Source organism: Amycolatopsis antarctica (assembly GCF_002262875.1).
Classification (GTDB): domain Bacteria; phylum Actinomycetota; class Actinomycetes; order Mycobacteriales; family Pseudonocardiaceae; genus Amycolatopsis; species Amycolatopsis antarctica.
The window spans coordinates 186,557-203,219 of sequence record NZ_NKYE01000003.1 but is presented as its reverse complement, the minus strand read 5'-3'; the positions used below and the strand labels follow the sequence as shown (position 1 = coordinate 203,219).

The window sequence follows — 16,663 nt, the reverse complement described above, 5'->3', positions numbered from 1 at the left end:
TGGAGCCGGTGACCGGTCCGATCAGCCGTGACGACTACATGCAGGTCCTCGTCGCTCGACAGCAGGCGTGGCACGCCCGCAATCCGCACGTGAAGCTGCCCGCGCTGTACGAGTGGTTCATTGAGGACGGCGACGAGCTGTACGTGATCGTGCCGAAGCAGGCACCCGCACCGAAGAAGACGGTGACGCCACGGGTGTATCGGTCGGCGGAGTCGTTGCGGGCGGAGCGGGACAAGCTCGACGCCGACATGGCCCGGGTCGCGGGGGCGGGTGATCCCGGTGACCGTGCGGCCACGAACCTTTCCCCGTACTCCCGGTCTCGTGCTGCTGCGTCTGCGGGTCGGCGTCGGTTCGCGCAGATGGATCGGGCATTGGAGCGGTACACGGCCATGTCGCGGCGTCGGGACGCGTTGGACTCTCGGATCGCGAAGGCTGAGGCGCGCGAGGCCCGCCGGAACGGGGACGCGTGATGGCGAACCGTCCCGCTGATCTACCGAGCCGCTTCCGCGTGCAGAGCCGTTTCCTCAGCGGGCACGACCTCTACTGGGTCTGGGACTCGGAGAAGTCGTGCCGCATCGGGAACACCACCACACAACCCGGAAGGGCGACCCGCCTGGCAGCGACCCTCAACGCCGACCAGGCAGCGCAGGAAGCGGCCAAGCCGTGACGGCCCGTCTGCGTGTCCCGTCCACCCGGGGCTGGCGCGTCACGGTGGGGCGTGTCGCGGATTGGTGGGACACCACGGGCCGCGGTGACGCCGCCGTCATCGCCCTGGTCCTCATCCCCGCGCTGCTGGCGTTCATCGGGGGTTGGGTGTTGCCGACCGCCATCGCACCCGAGCTGTACGCCCTCCCCGCCCCCAACCTGCTCGTGCTGCGGCTGATCGCGGCGATCCCCGCCACCCTCATCGCCCTTGGGGCGACCCTCCTCACGATCGGACAACACCGATGACCGACGAAACCCCCGTCCACGAAGACGTGGCCCGCGACCTTCACGCCCTGGCCGACTTCATCGCCGCCAACCCACAGCTCGCCGACTACTTCCGCTACACCAAGGTCGCCGTCAACGTGTTCCCTCGCACTGACAACCCCACTGCCGAACTGGCGGAGTTCGCGCGCACTGCACGCCGCAACGGCGCGAAGGTCACCAAGGACGGCGACGACGAGTGGTTTTTTGTGCGGGCATCTTTCGGTGGGCACGCCAAGGTGGAGCTGAACGCTCACCGCGAGAAGGTGTGCGAGCGCGTCCAGACCGGCACCGAGACCGTGACGAAGACCGTGCCGGACCCCACGGTGGATGTGCCGATGGTCGAGCTCACCGAGGAAGTCCCCGTCTACGCATGGGAGTGCAAGCCGCTACTCGCCTCCACGGAGGTGACGGCATGACGAGCCCCCACAAGGCCACCGTCGAGGGCTTGCACAGTGCGCTGTCTGCCGTGATCGAGGTGTGCCAGGACACCCGGTACGACCACGCCACACGGATGGCTGTTCTCGATGCCGTCAACGCTGCCGCCTGGGCACAAGCACACGGGACGGAACCGGTGAAAGCGGCCGGGCTCACGATCGTCCCAGTCTCCGCAGAGTGGCACGAGGTGTCGGCATGAGCGGCTACACCGTGACCGTCCACGACTCCGCCGCCCTGTACGTCGTGGCTTTGCACGTCGACGGGCTGCTCGGCTACGTGGCCGCTTCCGACGAGTGGGTTGACGGCACCGGAACACCGCTACCCGAACACATCCAGCAAGCGGCGGAGCGGTTGCGGTCCGCTGGGCTGCTCCCCGAATTCGAGGTGACCCGATGACGAACACGCGACCCGCCCCGCCACCGCTCGAACCCGTCGCCCCGCCCTGCTCCATCTGCGCCACCGAAACCGCCGTAATCGACAACTCGTTCCAGTGCGACCGCTGCGAATGCTCATGGCCCCTCGACGGCATCGGCATCGAAGACGGCGACTGGGACAACCCCGACACCGAGCAGTGCCGATCCGTCATCCAACCCTTCGCCGACGCCCCGGCGCGATACGACGACATCCGCGCCGTCAATCACCGCTGCTACCGCGAACACGGCCACGATCTCCGGCACACCAACCCGGACCTGTCCGGCACCTGGTCATCCGACGACCCCAACGTCCGCGAGATCCAGGAGGCCACCCGATGAGCGACGAACAGTCCACACAGGACACCCCCGCAGCCGGGGACGACGTGCGGGTGACATGGCCGGACGGCACCCGTACCTACGTCGTCTGGTCAAGTGAAAAGGTAGACCTCGGCCCGGGCACCGACGTCGAAATCATCCGACGCGCCAACGAAACGGACGGTGCGCAGTGATCACCGTGACCGATCTTTTCTGCGGCGCCGGCGGCTCCGGGCTCGGCGCCACCGCGATCCCCGGCGTCGAGCTCGTCATGGCCGCGAACCACTCCCCACGGGCGATCGAGACGCACTCGCTGAACTTCCCCGACACCGAACACGACGTCGCCGACATCTCCCAGGTCGAACCCCGCCGCTACCGGCGCACCAACATACTGTGGGCGTCACCGGAATGCACCAACCACTCCATCGCTAAGGGCCGGAAACGCAAGAGCCAGCCGGACTTGTTCGGGGAGATGGTCGCCGACGACGTGGCGGAACGGTCCCGGGCGACGATGTGGGACGTGCCCCGGTTCGCCGAGGTACACCGCTACGACGCGATCATCACGGAGAACGTGGTGGACGCCGCCTGCTGGGACATGTTCCCCGCCTGGCTCATGGCGATGAAGTGTCTCGGCTACGAGCACCACATCGTGTTTCTCAACTCGATGCACGCCCCGGCGATCGCAGCGCCCCGTGCACCCCAGTCCCGCGACCGCATGTACGTCGTGTTCTGGCGCAAAGGCAACCCGCCGCCCAACCTCGACATTCGGCCGCTCGCCCACTGCCACGGCTGTGACCGCGAAGTGCAGGCGGTGCAGGTGTTCAAGCAGCGCACCCCAGCGTGGCCGCTCGCACGGTGGGGCCGCTACCGGGCGCAGTACGTGTACCGGTGCCCGACCGCCCGCTGCCACGCCGAAGTCGAACCGTACGCACTGCCCGCGGCGTCGGCAATCAACTGGTCACTGCCCGGCCAGCGCATCGGGGACAGGGCGACACCGCTGCGGCCGGCGACGATGGCCCGCATCAAGGCCGGGCTCGCCCGCTACGCCACCCCACAACTGGTCCCGTCGGGCGGCACCTGGAACGACACGACCTCGCCGGTGTCGGAGCCGATGCGTACCCGGATGACGCGGGAAACCGACGCGCTACTCATTCCAGTGGAGGGCCGCGACGGCAAGTACGCCGCACCCGCTCACCGTCCAATGAGGACGCAGACGGCCCGGCACGAAACTGCGCTCGTCGTCCCCTACTACGGCACCGGCCGCGCCCGGCCCGCCCGTGACGCGCTGCCGACGATGGGCACCGTTGATACCGCCGGGGTCGCGTTCATCGCCGAGCTCCGTGGCGGCGGCTCCGATCACCGCCCGGTCACCGACCCGCTCGCCACGGTGTGCGCGTCGGGGAACCACCACATGCTCGTCCGCCAGAACACCGCACGCAGCAACCCCGGGCAGATGTGCACCCCGGTCACCGAACCGGCCCGCACCCTCACCACCGCCGGCCACCAGTCCCTCGTCGGCTGGCAGACAGCACCCCCGAAGGTCGACGACTGCACCTTCCGGATGCTGTCCGTCCCCGAGATCCAGGCAGCGATGGCGTTCCGGCCCGACTACATCGTGACCGGCAGCAAGCGGGAGCAGGTGATGCAGCTCGGCAACGGCGTCACTCCGCCGGCCGCCGAGTGGCTGATCCGTTCCGTCATCGCATCCCTCGAAGCCACGGAAGCCGCGGCATGACCACACAAGGAGAACCGATGACCGTGCAAGAGCTGATCACCATCCTCGAAAAGCACGACCCCCAAACGCTCGTGCAGGTGTACACGGAAAAGACCTGTGGTGGGTCCCCTGCTACCGGGGTGACTGTGTGGGAGGACGGGGTGTGCATCGATGGGTGAGACCTGGACGGACCTCATATCGGAGAGCCAGCTTGCCAGCTACGAGCGTCGCGCCTACACGGACAGGTGGGGCCGGGACCAGTGGATCGATCAGTTGATCTCGGACGGCGTGCTCATGACGAGCGCCGCTGTGGATGCCCAGGTGGCCGACATTCGGGCGATGCTGGCTGCGGCTATCACGTCCACAGAGCAGCGGCACGCGGCGCGCATGGCCAGCATCGACGAGCACACCCGCGAGCTGGCCCGCCAGTCGGAGCGGGTGCATGCGCTGGTGAATGTGCGACGGAAGACGTTGCGTATGGCGGATTTGATGGCTGCGCTGGGACTGGCGGCACTTCTACCCGAGGAGAAGCGATGAGCGAGTTGTCGAAGCGGCTCACCGACGCGGCTGCAAAAGCGATCTTCTGCGAGAACCCTTTCGACCGCGACGAGTTGGCCGCGTTCATCCGGCTCGCCATCGACTGCCACCTGGACGGCGGGCACATCGCCGAGCGCATCCTCGCCGCCGGGTGGCGTCCCCCAACGAATCCAGCCGACCCGGTGGCGATCCACCGCGTTGCCGTCGCGATCCACGACACATTCGAGACCGGCACGACCACGAGTTTCACCGACGTGCACGAGTGGTACGACGAAGCCCGTGCCGCCATCCGTGCTCTCACCGAGGAGGCGTGATGCCACAGAGGATTCAGCGGAAACGCACCGCCGGGTGGCGGATGCCCGAGGGAGCTGTGTATGTCGGGCGGCCCAGCGTCTACGGCAACCCGTTCCGTGCAGGGGTCGACTACTGCTGGCCGACGATCCGGTGCGGAACCACCCCGCAGGAAGTTGTTGCCGCGTTCCGGAACTGGATCGGACAGGACACGCTGGACCCGTGGGTGTGCGACCGGGGACTGATCGTCGCCCACGTCAAGCTGAAGGCCGCGCTTGACCGTGGCGACCTACGCGGCCGGGACCTTTGCTGCTGGTGCCCGCTCGATCAGCCCTGCCACGCAGACGTCCTGCTGCGCATCGCCAACGAGGGAGACCAGTCGTGACCCGCCGTTGGTGGTTGTGGGCGTACGTCACCTCCTGCTACCGGGCCTACCGGGACAGCGGGAAATCCACCAGGCAACGCACCCTCGACAACGATCGGAGGAACCGGTGACCACAGTGGACACGCTCACGTTCGAACTGGACGTGCCGATGGTGAAGAACGCGCCGCCGCTCACCTCGAACCAACGTCTGCACTGGCGTGCCCGGTCCGCGCTCACGAACCTGGTGCGCCTCGGAGTCACGAACGCCGCGAAGACGGCCCGCATCCCCTCCGGCCACCACCTCACCGTCACCCTCCACTACCGGCCCGGCGACAACCGCCGGCGCGACGCCGACAACCTCGTCCCCACGTTGAAGGCCGCCTGCGACGCGCTCGCCCGAGGACCGCGCCGCGACTGGATCGGCCTCGAACTCGTCCCCGACGACACCCCCGAGCACATGACCAAGCGGATGCCCGAAATCCACAGAGGACCCGGCGTGCGGCGACTGTGGCTCACCGTGGAGGTACAGAGCTGATGGACTCTCCCAAGCCGACCTACCTGCCCGCGGAACTTGCGTGCGTACTCGACGACTCCATCCCCCCGGAAGTGTCCGGGTCCGAGTTGTACACGTTGCGGCGCCTCGCAGAGCGGATCTACGCCACGGGCTACAACGACGGTCACCGCAGTGGATTCGATGAGGGGTTGGCATACATGCGCCGCCCCAACGTCAACGACGTCAACGAGGTCCGGCAGGCCATCGAGGCGAAGAAGGTCGCATCGTGACCGCCGCCGATGTGCCGCGCCTCCCCCGCAGTTTCCCCGAATGGCACGACCGCGCGCTGTGTGCCGAGTTCCCGGAACTGTCCATGCGCAGGACCGTGGACAAGGACGGGGATCGGGTCGTCTGGAATGCGTGGATCGAGGCGCGACCGGGCACCCCCGAACACCGTGCTGCGAGGCTCATCTGCGCCGCATGCCCACTGCGCCTCGACTGCGCCACCTCGGCCCTCGAACGCGGGGAGCCGTGGGGCATCCACGGTGGCCTCGACCGCCGCGACCGGAAAGGGGTCGCCGCCGCTTACGACTACCCGCCGCCGTCCGTCCTCCCCGACCACGGCACCAACAGCCGGTACGCCAAGCACGGATGCGACTGCCAGGACTGCAAGCAGGCCCACGCCGTCTACGAATTCGACCGGCGCGCCCGCGTCCGCCGCGCACGGCAACAACGCGACATCTGGCTGTCGCCCCTCGCCGTCGCCGGCCCCGTCACCTACATGCGCCGCCGCCAATGCCCCGGACAGCTCCTCCTCCCCCTGCCCGGCCTACCGGCGCCGAAATGGACCCGGCCCCTCGGACCGCCCACGCTCGAACTTGCCGCATAGGCACGATCGAGGGAATCAGCGCCGAACAGAGAACTGGAGCCGTGAGTTACCAGACGCGGCCGGCGCTTTTATACCCGAAGTACCGGGGGTGCATTTTCCCCGGACGATCGTCAGAGTTGTTGACCGGCAAGAGGAAGACGTGGAGCGCCCCACGCGCCATCGCACCGTGCTTCTCGTGAACGAACCAGGTGTCCTCGACCCGGTAGCGCTTCCCGTCGTCCCATACGATCCCGGCGCCGATCTGAGGATAAAGGCCACCTGGGAACTCGTCTCCCCCCACTTGCTCACCGTTGACGTAATAGATGATCCCTGGCTTGAACTCAGTCATGCCCGGGATCTCGCATCCCGACGTCCAGGCGTTACCGCCGCGTCCGCTACACGATCGGGCGTAGCCGCGCCGGAACGCGGTCCGTTGACGCTCTCTCCGGCATGACGATCACGATTCGGCCGCTCGGCGAGTACGAGCCGCCCGCACGTAACGAGCCCGCCGACGACGGCGACTACCAGGAACCACCACCAGAGGAGCGACCATGCCGATGTTCGAGTACAGGGCAACCATGCACGACGGGACGGAGCACGAAGGGCAGATCGAGGCCGTGGATCTCTCCCATGCCCGACTGGAGGTCCCCGCCATGTTCACGGTCGCGACTACCGGCGAGTGGACGATGACCGAGCCGGCGGCGCGCATCTCCATTCTCCGACTTCCGTAGACTGCGCCATCTTGCCACAGTCGAACACGTGTTCTACCGTGTCGGGTGCCGGTCGTGGAGGGGGAAGCTCTACGCACCGGCCCCAACCACCACCAGGGGCAGGCATGTACGGATACCGGGCCATCCACAAGGACACCGGCGAGCTGCGAATGTTCCCGCTGCGTGAGCAAGCAGAGTCCGTGCTCCATGCTGAACTCGGCGACTGGACGATCGAGCGGACCTACAACCCCGCATGGCGATTGCCCATTCCGATGCTGCCCGACGCCAATGGCTACCCCGCCGACCACCCCCTTCACCGGCCGCGCCGCGCCGACGACCGCGAACGCCGCACCCACGGGTAGCCAATCAGTAGCGTCACCGACCGCAGACTTTTTGCCGGCGCCGTCAAAAAGTCCCGTCGCCGAAGCCCGCGCCGCCGAACAACGCGGCGAGTAACACCCCCGCCGCAAGATCACCCCATGCCCTGGCAGCCCACAGACCCCGACGTCGAGGCCGCGATCATCGCCGCCATCGACGCCGGGCCGCCGTCCTACCGGCAGCTCCACGCCGACTTCGGGGTGTCCCTCGACACCATCCACCGCATCGCCGAACGCAACGGCCGCGCCGACGCCTGGGAACACAAGAGGGCGCAGACCGAGGCCGCCACCGCCACCCGCGCCGCCCAACTCGCCGAACACCGGCAGGCCCTCGAACTCGAAGCGCTCGAAGCCGCCCGCGAAATCCTCTCCAAACGTTTCGACTCGCATCAGGTCGTCGTCAAGACCATGACCGGCGCCGAGATCGAAGACGTCCACAACGGCCCCGAAGACTGGCGCAACATCGGCCAAGCCATAAACGGGCTCGGCAACACCGCCACCGCGCTCGCCCGCCTGCAATCCGACCTGTCCGGTGCCGGCGAAGCCCGCGGCTTCCTCGACAAGCTCGAATCCGGGCTGCGCGACGCACGGCAGGACCGCGAGCACCTGTCACGGCTCGGTGAGGCCACCGAGTGACCGACACGGTGATGCTGTCCGTCAAGCAGCAAGACAGCATCCTCGACGCCACCGCCCCCATCACCTGCTGGGAAGGGTCCATCCGGTCGGGAAAAACGGTGGCGTCGATCATCGCGTGGCTGCTGTACGTGAAGAGCGCCCCGCCCGGCCCACTGGCGATGGTCGGGAAAACCCGGGACACGCTGGCCCGCAACGTCCTCGACGTCATCGCCGACATGCACCCCGCCGCGATCACCTACACCCGGGGCGCCCCGACATGCCGCATCGTCGGCCGGCTGGTCCACGTCATCGGCGCCAACGACATCAAGGCCGAGGGGAAGATCCGCGGCTTGACGCTCGCCGGCGCGTACGTCGACGAGATCACCCTGTTGCAGGAGCAGTTCTGGAACCAGCTTCTCGGTCGTCTCTCCATCGACGGCGCCCGCCTGTTCGGCACCACCAACCCCGACAACCCGGCGCACTGGTTCCGGAAGAACTTCCTTGCCCGCGAGGGAAAAACCGACCTCGGTTTCAAGTCGTTCCACTTCATCCTCGACGACAACCCGGGCATCTCCGAGCAGAAGAAGCGCCAGTACAAGGCCCAGTACACCGGGCTCTGGTACAAGCGGTTCATCCTTGGCCTGTGGGTGGCGGCTGAGGGCGCGATCTACGACATGCTCGACGAGCAGGTGCACTGCGCGCCCGCCCCGCCCCGGGACCGGTGGCACCGCGGCTGGGTCGCCATCGACTACGGCACCAGCAACCCGACGCACGCGGTGCTGCTGGTGCTCGCCGACGACCGTCTGCACGCGGTCGCGGAATGGCGTCACGACGGCCGGGAGAAAGGGCAGCTCACCGATGCGACCATCTCGCAGCGCCTCGCCGCATGGGCCGGGCCGCTCATCGAAAACCTGCCCGTCGAGCCCCACACGGTGCTGGACCCGTCGGCGGCGTCGCTGCGGGTGCAGATGCGCACCGACGGGTGGCCGAGCATCCGATCGGCGGACAACCGGGTCGACGTCGGCATCCGCAACACCGCGTCCCTTATCTCCGGGGGGAAGCTGGTCATCGACCAGAAAGCGTGCCCGCACCTGTGGGACGAGATGTGCGGCTACGTGTGGGACGAAACCGCCCTGCAGCGGGGTGAGGAGAAGCCGGTGAAGACCGCCGACCACGGACCCGACGCCCTGCGCTACGGCATCATGGCGGCCCGCCTGGTGTGGCGGCACTGGCTCCCCGACCTGGCCGCCACCACCGAACTCGACGCCGCCTAGTCGACGGTGAGCGTCGCGGTGCCGTCCCGTAGCTGCTGCTCGGTGACGGTGCCCAGGTCGTGTGCGCCGACGGTGATGGTGTAGCGGCCCCACTGGTCGCCCACATCGACGGTGAACGGGAACACGCACTGCCCGGCTGTCGACGTACCTGCCTTGACCTCGCCGAATCCGACCAGCATCGGCACCCCGGTGTCCAGCATCTCGTCGGGCGCGGCAGCAGTCATGCCCGGACCGGGATACAGGTAGCTGTGGTCGCCGGAGCCCTCGCATGGGGCGCTGGCAGCCATGGCGTCGGCGGGGTTGCGGTAGCCGACGGCGGTGGTGTCGGCGATGGTGATGGTGCCGCGGCCCTCGAACGTGCCGCGCTCGATGGGGTCGGCGTCGCTGTTGCCGGTGAGTGCGTAGGTGGCGCCGGCGGCGATGCCCGCGACCAGGACTGCCCCGGCGATCAGTTGGGGGCGCCGGTTTCGGCGGATGGGGATGTCGGTCGGCGTGGCCACGGTGGGTCTCCTGTCGTCTCCTGCCTCGTAGTCGCCGCAGGTGGCGGGTGCGTTACGTGAGGTCCGTGCGTGCCCCTCGGCCGGGTGCTTGGGCGACACGCTCCCTGATCTCGGCGGTGTCGTAGAGGTTCTGGCCGTCGCGGCCGGGCTGCCGGAAGATGGGCTGCACGCCCCAGCGGTCGAGCTTGCGTCGGGCTGCTGGTGCGTCGCGGACGCCCATGAGCGGTGCGGCCTCGGTGGTGGTGACGACGTGCTCCCGCGCCCACGTGTCGAGGTCGGCGGCCGACCACAGCGGCATCTCCGTGCCGCCGGTGGAGACGTGGCGGGCGGGCCGGGGCATGTCCCCCTTGCTGGTGCGCGCGCGGAACTCCTCGTGGGAGGGCCGAATCCCGCGCGCGCGGAGCCGAGTCAGCGCGCCGTCCCGGTCCACGAGGTCGTCGGCGTGCTCGATCACCCATTGCCCCGGGAGCCGCGTGCGGTCGTGGGTGGGGATCTGCCAGTCCGGCGGGAACGCGCGCGCTTCGATCTCGAGGTAGCCGGATGGCGTGGTGACGAGAGCGCGAGGGAACTGGTGCGCCCAGCCGCGCCACGGGCGGGTTTCCCCGCTCTCGTGCATCGCGTGGATCAGGCCGGGCGTGTGCAGCTCGCTCGCAGCGATCGCCAGCGCCAGCGCACGCGCTTTCGGCGTGAGGTCGTCCAGCTCGATCTCGTCGAGGTGGGCGGGGTCGTTGCGCAGATTCAGGGTCACGGTGGGCATGGCTGCTCCGTCAGTCGGTGGCGTGCTTGGCGACGATGGCCCAGAACTCGGCGTCGTCGATCAGGTCGAGCCTGTGGGCGGGGTGCCTGCTCGTGAGGTCGTAGGTGGCGATCAGCTCGGCGGTGATCGCCTGTACGTCGTAGGTGCCCTCGACGGTGTCGAGGGTCAGACGGACACTGCGGGCGACGTCGGCGGAGGTCACGATTTCGTTGCGCATCACGGGGTTCCTTTCAGCAGTCGGTGCAGCCGACGACGCCGCAGAAGTAGCAGCCGCCGCCCTTGGTGGGAGTGGGGAGTGCGAAACCGAGGCCGGGGGCGCCGATGTAGCCGAGGTCGACGGGCTTGCCTTCGCGGCGCTTGGCGGCGTCGGACCACCCGGTCTGGCTGGTCCGGTAGGCAGGCTCAGCCATGACAGTGGGCGCAGCGGCTGCCTGTGCGGCCTTGCGGGCTGCGGAGGCCGCGTAGGCGGGGATCTCGGCCTCGGCGGCTTCCTGGGTCTGCCAGCGCTGCGACTGCGGGGAGATTCGGCGGCCGTCGACGTCGAGGAGGACCCAGCCGCCTTCGCTGCGGGTGACGCCGCGGCCGCGGGGGCGAACGTACTCGGCGGTGATGTCGTTCATGGTGTCCTCCGTGGGCTCTGCTGCGGTGATACGACAACTATGACTCATTGCGAGTCAAAGTGCAAGGGCGGGTTCAGTGACACCCATCCGCCACCGTGACCTGGTGCTGATCACCCCTGATTCCGCGTGGCCGCCACCCGGGAACGACGCCATGCGCCCGCGGTGGGAAGCGTGGCGGGCGTGGTGGTCCGGGGACCTCGAACAGCTCCGCACGCACACGCCGCGCCTCGTGCCGGGCGGCTATTGGGAGCGGCGTGCCGCCGACGCGACGAAGCGGCAGATGCATCTTCCGCTGGCTGGGGACATTGCGCGCACCAGCGCCGAGTTGCTGTTCGGGGATTCGGTGCGGCTCGATGTCGCCGACAGTGGTCAGGAGGCGTGGGACGCGCTGGCCGCCAACATCGGCCTCACCAACAGCTTGGTGGAGGCTGCGGAGGTGGATGCCGCCGTGGGGGGCGTGTATCTGCGCCCGCAGTGGGATTCCGCGACCGCCCCGCACCCCCTTCTCACCGTCGTCCCCGCGCACGAGGCGCACCCGCAGTTCCGGTTCGGGCGGCTCACCTCGGTCACCTTCGAGTCCGACCTGGGAGAGCGAGACGGCTACGTGTGGCGGTGGCTGGAGCACCACGAACCGGGCCAGATTCGGCACGAGCTGTGGCGCGGCACCACCACCAACATCGGCCGCCTCATGTCGCTGGCGGATCACCCGGACACCCGGCTCCTCGCCGGCGACACGGGTGGGGTCATCGACACGACCGCGATCCGCCGTGATGGTGGGCTGCTCGTCGAGTACGTCCCCAACGACCTGCCTCAGCCGCTCAGCCGTTTTCCGCATGGGCGGGCCGACATCCAGGGGCAGGAGACCTTGCTGGATGCGCTGGATGAGACGTGGGACTCGTGGATGCGGGACCTCCGCCTCGGCCGCGCCCGCCTCGTCGTGCCGTCCGACTACCTGGATGCGGTGACGCCCCGCGAACGCGCCGGGCACGTGCAGACCGCCACCGACCGCTTCTTCGGCAAACGCAAGGGATCGACGCCCACCAAGGCGTTCGACACCGATGGCGAGATCTTCACCCCCCTCGGCGGGCTGCCCCCGGACAGCGAGGGCAAGACGACTGGCATCGAGCAGGTCCAATTCGATCTTCGTGTCGCGGAGCATTCGGCGACCGCGCTCGCCCTCGTCGAGCAGATCGTCAGCCGTGGCGGGTACGCGCCGCAGACGTTCGGCCTCCACGTCGAGGGACAGCTCAGCGGCACGGCGATGGCCCGCCGCGAACGCAAGTCGTCCGCCACACGGAATCGGAAACGGCAGTACTGGAAGCCGGCCGTCGAACGCTGCGCCGAAACCCTCGCCCTCATCGACCGCGTGCTGTTCGGCGGCAAGGTTCCCGACGGTCGTCCGGTGCTGGAGTGGCCCGCCGACCAGGCCGACCCGAAAGAGACCGCCGAAACCATCGACCTGCTGGTGCGGGCGGAGGCGATGTCGGTGCAGACCCGCGTCGAAATGGCGCACCCCGAGTGGCGCGAATCCGAGATCGCGGAGGAAGTCGCCCGCCTCCAAACCGAACGCGCAGCGACCCGCGCTGCGGACCCGCTCACCGGATACGAAACCCCCGACCAAGCCGACGGCGAGGATGCGCAGGAGGACGTGTGAGCGAGATAGCGAGGCCGCGAGGGTGGGGCCACCCCTCACCCGCCCGGCCTTGGTGCGTCTGCCCGGGGTGCGGCGCGGCAGCGCTTCACCTGATGGCCGAGCGATACGGCTACCGACTTCAACGCGAGTGCCGGGAGTGCCGCAGGACGTGGGGTGAGTTCGCTTATCAGCCGCCGCACGCGATACGGGCCAACGGCTGCGCGATACGCGGGTGCACGTGCCAGGAAGAGGCACGGGCGGAGGCGTATGGCTGATGAGCGACTTCACCCATCACACGCCTCGCAGTACCGTCGCGCTCGTCACTGAGGCGCTGAACCACCTGTACCTGATCGAGCCGCCCGGTCTACGCGAACCGATCCGCTCCATGCTGAGGGCGACTGCCGAACGGTGCGCCGGACAGGCATCGTTGCTCGGGTTGCCAGTTAACTTCGACCTCGAAGTCGCCGAAGCGCTCGTCGAGGAATCTCGCGGCCAGGCGGTGGGCGATGGCTGAGTCGCCCCGTGGCGTGAACCCCGCCGACGCCGCCGTGGTGCTCAAGGCGCTGCTCGACACATGGGATGTGGCCGCCGAGCGGATGATCGCGACCGTCGCCCGCCGTCTCGCGCAGGGCATCACGTCGGACGGGTGGGCCGAGGTCAAAGCACGCCAGGTCCTCGCGATCCGCGACGAACTGCTCGCGATCATGGCGCGCACCGACACCTCCACACCGCGGCTCGCCGCCGCCGCGCTCGAAGAGGCCCGCCGTCTGGGGGCGTCGCGGATCGCCCGCGGCACCAACGGCATCCTGATCGGGTCGCGACCGGAAGTGGTGCAGCAGCTCGCCGAGCAACTGGCCGGCCGGCTGGCGGCGACCATGCTCCCCGTCGTCCGCGCCCACGAAGACACCTTCCGCCGTGCCGTGACCGACACCGAACTCCTCATGCAAACCGGCACCATCACCCGCCGCGACGCGGTAGCCATGTCTGTGGACAAGCTGCTCGCCGACGGGCAGGACCGGTTCGCCGACCAGGCCGGGCGCCGCTGGCACCTCGACAGCTATGTGCGCATGGCCGGCCGCACCGCCGCCGGACAGGTAGCGGTGCAAGGCCAGTTGGACGAGATGACCGCGCGCGGCCTCGACGTCGTGGTCGTCTCCGACTCGCCCCGCGAGTGCCACCTGTGCCGCCCGTGGGAAGGAAAGCTCCTCTCCATCTCCGGTGTGTCCGTCGGCTCCGAAGTGGACGGACACCGGGTGGTCGCACCCGTCGCGGTAGCGTTCGCCGCCGGGCTACAGCACCCCAACTGCACACACCGCCTCGACCGGCACACGCCGGGCCTGACCGTCGTCGACGAGCCAGACCAGGACCCGAAGGGCTACCGAGAGCAGCAGCAGCTACGGGCGATGGAACGCCGAATGCGCGAGCTGAAACGGCGGCAGGCCGCGGCCCGGGAGTTCGGCGACACCCACACCGGACGCAAGCTACGGCAGCAGCAACGGGACTTGTCCGGGCGCATCGCGGCGCACACTGACCGCACCGGGCAAATCCGCAAACGGGACCGGGAAAGACCCGCCGGTGCCCGCTAGCGTGCTAACCTCTGCGGGCGCTGGCCAGTAGGCTAGGTGAAGTGAACCCGGCAGCCCTCCGGACGGTGGGCGGGCCGGGTTTCGCGTTTCCAGGGGCCGTCTCGGTGACACTGCGCCCGCACGATCCACCACATGCCTGAGACCACCACCGCGCCCGCCACCGGGCAGCCCGCCGACCCCGCCGCACCGCCCGCCGCTCCCCCGGCCGGACAGCAGCCACCCGCCACCACGCCCCCCGCGGGCGACGGCAGCACCCCGCCCGCTGAACCCGCCAAGCCCGGCGACGACGCGGGTAAGCGGTTCACGCAGGCCGACCTCGACCGCATCATCTCCGACCGCCTCGGCAAGGCCGAGCAGTCGTGGCAGCAGAAGCAGACCGAGCAGAACAAGAAACTCGCCGCGCTGTTGGGCGGGGAGGATCCGGATCAGGTTGACCCGGCGAAAGCGCTGGAGGACGCGCAGGGCACCGCATCGAAGGCTGTGCAGCGCGCCGACCGCGCCGAAGCGAAAGCGCTCGCGTTGGCGGCCGGTATCAAGCCCGAGCGGGTCGAGCGGTTCGTGAAGCTGTGCGACATCTCCGGCGCCCTCGACGGCGTAGACCGTGGCGATGACGCGAAGGTGCAGGCCGCCATCCAGTCCGCCGTGGACAGTGCGTTGGAGGACGTGCCGGAGTTCAAGGGGACCAACCTGCCCCAGTCGTCCGGCGGCGACCGGTCCGGCGGCGGCCAGCAGACCGTGACCCTGGAGCAGTTCAAGGCCATGGACGTCGACGAACGCACCGCCCTGTACCGGGACAACAAGGGCCTGTACAAGCAGCTCGCCGAGCAGGAGAAGAAGTGAACGGGCCGTACGTCGCCGACGTTATCCCGGACATACTGCGCCGATCGCTGTCGATCGTGATCGGCACCCTCGCGCCCGACAGTCGTGTCGTCACGGCGATCACCGCCGACGGCGCGACCGTCGAGACCGTTGACCAAACGACAGAGCCGTCCAGGCTGAACATCCCCGAGAGCATCGCGCGCCCACTGTACGAGGCGCTGGCGGTGCACTACGGCGGCACTGCGGACTCCCGGCAGCTCCGCAAGGACTACGACCACGAGCGGGTTCGCGTCGACAAGCTCATCGAGAGCGTGAGCGGCATCGCCACACGCGCGCAGGGCAGGTGACACTGCCCGCTGATTCTGTTCACGGAGGGACACCCCGCAGTACTCCAGCGGGCGCCGACGGGCGGTAAACGGACGGGGCGCGGCGACGCGCAGGAGGCATCACCCCGGCACTCCCCGGGGCGCTGACGAGCGACACCACGGCAACACCCCCCGTCCGTCACCGCCCTTGGAGGCCACCGTGGCACAGACCACGAGCACCGACCTCGACCCGATCATCCCCGAAGTCTGGGAAGACATGATCGCCGCCGAGCTGCCCAACAAGATCCGCCTCGCCCCCTTCGCCGAAGTCAACACCCGCCTCGAAGGGCAGCCCGGCAACGAGCTGTCCATGAACTGGTGGAACTACATCGGCGACGCCGAGGACATCGACGAGACCGAGGTCATCGTCCCCGTCAAGATGGACACCGACGGCGAGAAGATGCTCATCAAGGAAGCCGCGAAGGGCGTCGAACTCACCGACCGGGCGCGCCTATACCCCGTCGGCAACCCCGAAGCCGAGGCCCGCCGCCAGCTCACCCTCGGCGCCACCTCCAAGATCGACGCCGACCTCCACGCCGAGGTGTCCAAGGCTGGTGCCGGATCCTTCGATGTCGGCGAGCCGTTCTCCGTGGACGCCGTTCTCGAAGCGATCGCCGGTTTCGGCGAGCTGGACGAGGGCGAGTGGCAGGACGCTTTCGCTGGTCTCATCATCTCCCCGCGGGAGCAGATCGAGATCATGAAGGACGAGCGGTTCCAGACCCGCGACAAGGCCGGCGCGGCCGCCACCTTGTTCACCGGGGCCATCGGCTCGCTGTGGGGGTCGATCCCGATCGCCGTGTCGAACCGGGCGACGGTCACGGGTGCGACCCTGGTGCGCAGGCGGGCCCTGATCCTGGCCTACAAGCGGCGTCCGCTGGTCGAGACGGACCGGGACATCCTGGCCCGCTCGAACGTCATCACCGTCAACGTCCACTACGGCGTGTACCGCGCCACCCGCCGGCTCGGTGCAGCGCGTTTCGCGCCGCAGCCGACGACCCCGTAAGGGCG

31 protein-coding genes are annotated in these 16,663 nt (G+C 68.8%); 26 read left to right on the top strand and 5 right to left on the bottom strand.

What is annotated here, in order from left to right; all coding sequences use genetic code 11:
* Positions 1 to 8 precede the first annotated feature (8 nt).
* The 16 genes from CFN78_RS06905 to CFN78_RS30080 all read left to right on the top strand — a co-directional run bounded on the left by CFN78_RS06905 (position 9) and on the right by CFN78_RS30080 (position 6,420).
* Positions 9 to 470: a hypothetical protein gene (locus CFN78_RS06905; RefSeq protein WP_133116296.1), complete on the top strand. Its 462-nt coding sequence runs from the start codon at positions 9 to 11 to the stop codon at positions 468 to 470.
* Complete coding sequence (locus CFN78_RS06900) at positions 470 to 667, top strand: hypothetical protein (protein ID WP_094861766.1); 198 nt, start codon at positions 470 to 472, stop codon at positions 665 to 667. Before CFN78_RS06905 ends, CFN78_RS06900 begins: the two co-directional genes overlap by 1 nt.
* Entirely contained in the window at positions 664 to 951 is a 288-nt protein-coding gene (locus CFN78_RS06895) for a hypothetical protein (RefSeq protein WP_094861765.1), read from the top strand. Before CFN78_RS06900 ends, CFN78_RS06895 begins: the two co-directional genes overlap by 4 nt.
* Positions 948 to 1,385 (top strand): hypothetical protein, encoded by a 438-nt coding sequence (locus CFN78_RS06890; protein ID WP_094861764.1) that lies wholly within the window; start codon positions 948 to 950, stop codon positions 1,383 to 1,385. Before CFN78_RS06895 ends, CFN78_RS06890 begins: the two co-directional genes overlap by 4 nt.
* Positions 1,382 to 1,603 (top strand): hypothetical protein, encoded by a 222-nt coding sequence (locus tag CFN78_RS06885; RefSeq protein ID WP_094861763.1) that lies wholly within the window; start codon positions 1,382 to 1,384, stop codon positions 1,601 to 1,603. The genes CFN78_RS06890 and CFN78_RS06885 overlap by 4 nt, the downstream gene beginning before the upstream one ends.
* A complete protein-coding gene (locus CFN78_RS06880) occupies positions 1,600 to 1,800 on the top strand; it encodes a hypothetical protein (protein ID WP_094861762.1) in 201 nt (66 codons plus the stop codon). Before CFN78_RS06885 ends, CFN78_RS06880 begins: the two co-directional genes overlap by 4 nt.
* A complete protein-coding gene (locus CFN78_RS06875) occupies positions 1,797 to 2,156 on the top strand; it encodes a hypothetical protein (protein WP_094861761.1) in 360 nt (119 codons plus the stop codon). Before CFN78_RS06880 ends, CFN78_RS06875 begins: the two co-directional genes overlap by 4 nt.
* Positions 2,153 to 2,326 (top strand): hypothetical protein, encoded by a 174-nt coding sequence (locus CFN78_RS29065; protein WP_165777472.1) that lies wholly within the window; start codon positions 2,153 to 2,155, stop codon positions 2,324 to 2,326. The genes CFN78_RS06875 and CFN78_RS29065 overlap by 4 nt, the downstream gene beginning before the upstream one ends.
* Positions 2,327 to 2,331: 5 nt before the next feature.
* Complete coding sequence (locus CFN78_RS06870; protein WP_240519311.1) at positions 2,332 to 3,867, top strand: DNA cytosine methyltransferase; 1,536 nt, start codon at positions 2,332 to 2,334, stop codon at positions 3,865 to 3,867.
* A 17-nt stretch (positions 3,868 to 3,884) separates the two neighbouring features.
* Positions 3,885 to 4,025, top strand: a complete 141-nt coding sequence (locus tag CFN78_RS29060) for a hypothetical protein (protein WP_165777471.1) — start codon at positions 3,885 to 3,887, stop codon at positions 4,023 to 4,025.
* Positions 4,018 to 4,383 (top strand): hypothetical protein, encoded by a 366-nt coding sequence (locus CFN78_RS06865; protein WP_094861759.1) that lies wholly within the window; start codon positions 4,018 to 4,020, stop codon positions 4,381 to 4,383. Before CFN78_RS29060 ends, CFN78_RS06865 begins: the two co-directional genes overlap by 8 nt.
* The gene (locus CFN78_RS06860) at positions 4,380 to 4,697 is read left to right on the top strand and encodes a hypothetical protein (protein WP_094861758.1); all 318 of its coding nucleotides are present in this window, start codon (positions 4,380 to 4,382) and stop codon (positions 4,695 to 4,697) included. The genes CFN78_RS06865 and CFN78_RS06860 overlap by 4 nt, the downstream gene beginning before the upstream one ends.
* The gene (locus CFN78_RS06855) at positions 4,697 to 5,059 is read left to right on the top strand and encodes a DUF4326 domain-containing protein (RefSeq protein WP_094861757.1); all 363 of its coding nucleotides are present in this window, start codon (positions 4,697 to 4,699) and stop codon (positions 5,057 to 5,059) included. The genes CFN78_RS06860 and CFN78_RS06855 overlap by 1 nt, the downstream gene beginning before the upstream one ends.
* Before the next feature lie 106 nt (positions 5,060 to 5,165).
* A complete protein-coding gene (locus tag CFN78_RS06850; RefSeq protein WP_205660450.1) occupies positions 5,166 to 5,573 on the top strand; it encodes a RusA family crossover junction endodeoxyribonuclease in 408 nt (135 codons plus the stop codon).
* Positions 5,573 to 5,821: a hypothetical protein gene (locus CFN78_RS06845; protein ID WP_094861756.1), complete on the top strand. Its 249-nt coding sequence runs from the start codon at positions 5,573 to 5,575 to the stop codon at positions 5,819 to 5,821. Before CFN78_RS06850 ends, CFN78_RS06845 begins: the two co-directional genes overlap by 1 nt.
* Positions 5,818 to 6,420 (top strand): WhiB family transcriptional regulator, encoded by a 603-nt coding sequence (locus tag CFN78_RS30080; protein ID WP_276307326.1) that lies wholly within the window; start codon positions 5,818 to 5,820, stop codon positions 6,418 to 6,420. The genes CFN78_RS06845 and CFN78_RS30080 overlap by 4 nt, the downstream gene beginning before the upstream one ends.
* A 46-nt stretch (positions 6,421 to 6,466) precedes the next feature.
* On the opposite strand, the gene CFN78_RS06835 is transcribed toward CFN78_RS30080, so the two are convergent.
* Entirely contained in the window at positions 6,467 to 6,748 is a 282-nt protein-coding gene (locus CFN78_RS06835) for a hypothetical protein (RefSeq protein ID WP_094861755.1), read from the bottom strand.
* 202 nt (positions 6,749 to 6,950) lie between these two features.
* Between CFN78_RS06835 and CFN78_RS06830 the strand changes: the two genes are divergently transcribed.
* The 4 genes from CFN78_RS06830 (at position 6,951) to CFN78_RS06815 (ending at position 9,375) form a co-directional block, all read left to right on the top strand.
* The gene (locus CFN78_RS06830) at positions 6,951 to 7,130 is read left to right on the top strand and encodes a hypothetical protein (RefSeq protein ID WP_094861754.1); all 180 of its coding nucleotides are present in this window, start codon (positions 6,951 to 6,953) and stop codon (positions 7,128 to 7,130) included.
* A 104-nt stretch (positions 7,131 to 7,234) separates the two neighbouring features.
* Positions 7,235 to 7,471, top strand: a complete 237-nt coding sequence (locus CFN78_RS06825; RefSeq protein WP_094861753.1) for a hypothetical protein — start codon at positions 7,235 to 7,237, stop codon at positions 7,469 to 7,471.
* Positions 7,472 to 7,588: 117 nt separating this feature from the next.
* Positions 7,589 to 8,122 carry a hypothetical protein gene (locus CFN78_RS06820; protein ID WP_094861752.1) on the top strand — a complete coding sequence of 178 codons (534 nt, stop codon included), beginning with the start codon at positions 7,589 to 7,591 and terminating at the stop codon, positions 8,120 to 8,122.
* Positions 8,119 to 9,375, top strand: coding sequence for a PBSX family phage terminase large subunit (locus CFN78_RS06815; protein WP_094861751.1), 1,257 nt, complete (start codon positions 8,119 to 8,121; stop codon positions 9,373 to 9,375). The genes CFN78_RS06820 and CFN78_RS06815 overlap by 4 nt, the downstream gene beginning before the upstream one ends.
* Here the strand turns inward: CFN78_RS06815 and CFN78_RS06810 are convergent.
* From CFN78_RS06810 to CFN78_RS06795, 4 genes are read right to left on the bottom strand one after another with little or no spacing between them, the layout of a single operon-like run.
* Positions 9,372 to 9,875: a hypothetical protein gene (locus CFN78_RS06810; RefSeq protein WP_094861750.1), complete on the bottom strand. Its 504-nt coding sequence runs from the start codon at positions 9,873 to 9,875 to the stop codon at positions 9,372 to 9,374. The genes CFN78_RS06815 and CFN78_RS06810 overlap by 4 nt on opposite strands.
* A 52-nt stretch (positions 9,876 to 9,927) precedes the next feature.
* On the bottom strand, positions 9,928 to 10,632 hold the full coding sequence (locus CFN78_RS06805) for a hypothetical protein (protein ID WP_094861749.1): 705 nt from the start codon (positions 10,630 to 10,632) through the stop codon (positions 9,928 to 9,930).
* Between the two features lie 10 nt (positions 10,633 to 10,642).
* Complete coding sequence (locus tag CFN78_RS06800; RefSeq protein ID WP_094861748.1) at positions 10,643 to 10,849, bottom strand: hypothetical protein; 207 nt, start codon at positions 10,847 to 10,849, stop codon at positions 10,643 to 10,645.
* Between the two features lie 13 nt (positions 10,850 to 10,862).
* Entirely contained in the window at positions 10,863 to 11,252 is a 390-nt protein-coding gene (locus CFN78_RS06795) for a hypothetical protein (protein WP_094861747.1), read from the bottom strand.
* 76 nt (positions 11,253 to 11,328) lie between these two features.
* Between CFN78_RS06795 and CFN78_RS06790 the strand changes: the two genes are divergently transcribed.
* From CFN78_RS06790 to CFN78_RS06765, 6 genes are all read left to right on the top strand, one after another.
* Positions 11,329 to 12,906, top strand: coding sequence for a hypothetical protein (locus CFN78_RS06790; protein ID WP_094861746.1), 1,578 nt, complete (start codon positions 11,329 to 11,331; stop codon positions 12,904 to 12,906).
* Positions 12,907 to 13,159: 253 nt separating this feature from the next.
* Complete coding sequence (locus CFN78_RS06785; RefSeq protein WP_094861745.1) at positions 13,160 to 13,399, top strand: hypothetical protein; 240 nt, start codon at positions 13,160 to 13,162, stop codon at positions 13,397 to 13,399.
* Positions 13,392 to 14,471 carry a phage minor capsid protein gene (locus CFN78_RS06780; protein ID WP_094861744.1) on the top strand — a complete coding sequence of 360 codons (1,080 nt, stop codon included), beginning with the start codon at positions 13,392 to 13,394 and terminating at the stop codon, positions 14,469 to 14,471. Before CFN78_RS06785 ends, CFN78_RS06780 begins: the two co-directional genes overlap by 8 nt.
* Positions 14,472 to 14,603: 132 nt before the next feature.
* Positions 14,604 to 15,311: a hypothetical protein gene (locus CFN78_RS06775; RefSeq protein WP_094861743.1), complete on the top strand. Its 708-nt coding sequence runs from the start codon at positions 14,604 to 14,606 to the stop codon at positions 15,309 to 15,311.
* Positions 15,308 to 15,637, top strand: a complete 330-nt coding sequence (locus CFN78_RS06770; protein WP_094861742.1) for a hypothetical protein — start codon at positions 15,308 to 15,310, stop codon at positions 15,635 to 15,637. Before CFN78_RS06775 ends, CFN78_RS06770 begins: the two co-directional genes overlap by 4 nt.
* A 178-nt stretch (positions 15,638 to 15,815) precedes the next feature.
* Complete coding sequence (locus CFN78_RS06765) at positions 15,816 to 16,658, top strand: phage major capsid protein (protein ID WP_094861741.1); 843 nt, start codon at positions 15,816 to 15,818, stop codon at positions 16,656 to 16,658.
* Positions 16,659 to 16,663: the final 5 nt, after the last annotated feature.

Coding starts and splice junctions, on each gene's coding strand:
- CFN78_RS06900 (WP_094861766.1), top strand. CDS start 470: ATGGCGAACCGTCCCGCTGATCTACCGAGCCGCTTCCGCGTGCAGAGC.
- CFN78_RS06890 (WP_094861764.1), top strand. CDS start 948: ATGACCGACGAAACCCCCGTCCACGAAGACGTGGCCCGCGACCTTCAC.
- CFN78_RS06885 (WP_094861763.1), top strand. CDS start 1,382: ATGACGAGCCCCCACAAGGCCACCGTCGAGGGCTTGCACAGTGCGCTG.
- CFN78_RS06880 (WP_094861762.1), top strand. CDS start 1,600: ATGAGCGGCTACACCGTGACCGTCCACGACTCCGCCGCCCTGTACGTC.
- CFN78_RS06875 (WP_094861761.1), top strand. CDS start 1,797: ATGACGAACACGCGACCCGCCCCGCCACCGCTCGAACCCGTCGCCCCG.
- CFN78_RS29065 (WP_165777472.1), top strand. CDS start 2,153: ATGAGCGACGAACAGTCCACACAGGACACCCCCGCAGCCGGGGACGAC.
- CFN78_RS29060 (WP_165777471.1), top strand. CDS start 3,885: ATGACCGTGCAAGAGCTGATCACCATCCTCGAAAAGCACGACCCCCAA.
- CFN78_RS06865 (WP_094861759.1), top strand. CDS start 4,018: ATGGGTGAGACCTGGACGGACCTCATATCGGAGAGCCAGCTTGCCAGC.
- CFN78_RS06860 (WP_094861758.1), top strand. CDS start 4,380: ATGAGCGAGTTGTCGAAGCGGCTCACCGACGCGGCTGCAAAAGCGATC.
- CFN78_RS06855 (WP_094861757.1), top strand. CDS start 4,697: ATGCCACAGAGGATTCAGCGGAAACGCACCGCCGGGTGGCGGATGCCC.
- CFN78_RS06845 (WP_094861756.1), top strand. CDS start 5,573: ATGGACTCTCCCAAGCCGACCTACCTGCCCGCGGAACTTGCGTGCGTA.
- CFN78_RS06835 (WP_094861755.1), bottom strand. CDS start 6,748: ATGACTGAGTTCAAGCCAGGGATCATCTATTACGTCAACGGTGAGCAA.
- CFN78_RS06830 (WP_094861754.1), top strand. CDS start 6,951: ATGCCGATGTTCGAGTACAGGGCAACCATGCACGACGGGACGGAGCAC.
- CFN78_RS06825 (WP_094861753.1), top strand. CDS start 7,235: ATGTACGGATACCGGGCCATCCACAAGGACACCGGCGAGCTGCGAATG.
- CFN78_RS06820 (WP_094861752.1), top strand. CDS start 7,589: ATGCCCTGGCAGCCCACAGACCCCGACGTCGAGGCCGCGATCATCGCC.
- CFN78_RS06805 (WP_094861749.1), bottom strand. CDS start 10,632: ATGCCCACCGTGACCCTGAATCTGCGCAACGACCCCGCCCACCTCGAC.
- CFN78_RS06800 (WP_094861748.1), bottom strand. CDS start 10,849: ATGCGCAACGAAATCGTGACCTCCGCCGACGTCGCCCGCAGTGTCCGT.
- CFN78_RS06795 (WP_094861747.1), bottom strand. CDS start 11,252: ATGAACGACATCACCGCCGAGTACGTTCGCCCCCGCGGCCGCGGCGTC.
- CFN78_RS06785 (WP_094861745.1), top strand. CDS start 13,160: ATGAGCGACTTCACCCATCACACGCCTCGCAGTACCGTCGCGCTCGTC.
- CFN78_RS06780 (WP_094861744.1), top strand. CDS start 13,392: ATGGCTGAGTCGCCCCGTGGCGTGAACCCCGCCGACGCCGCCGTGGTG.
- CFN78_RS06775 (WP_094861743.1), top strand. CDS start 14,604: ATGCCTGAGACCACCACCGCGCCCGCCACCGGGCAGCCCGCCGACCCC.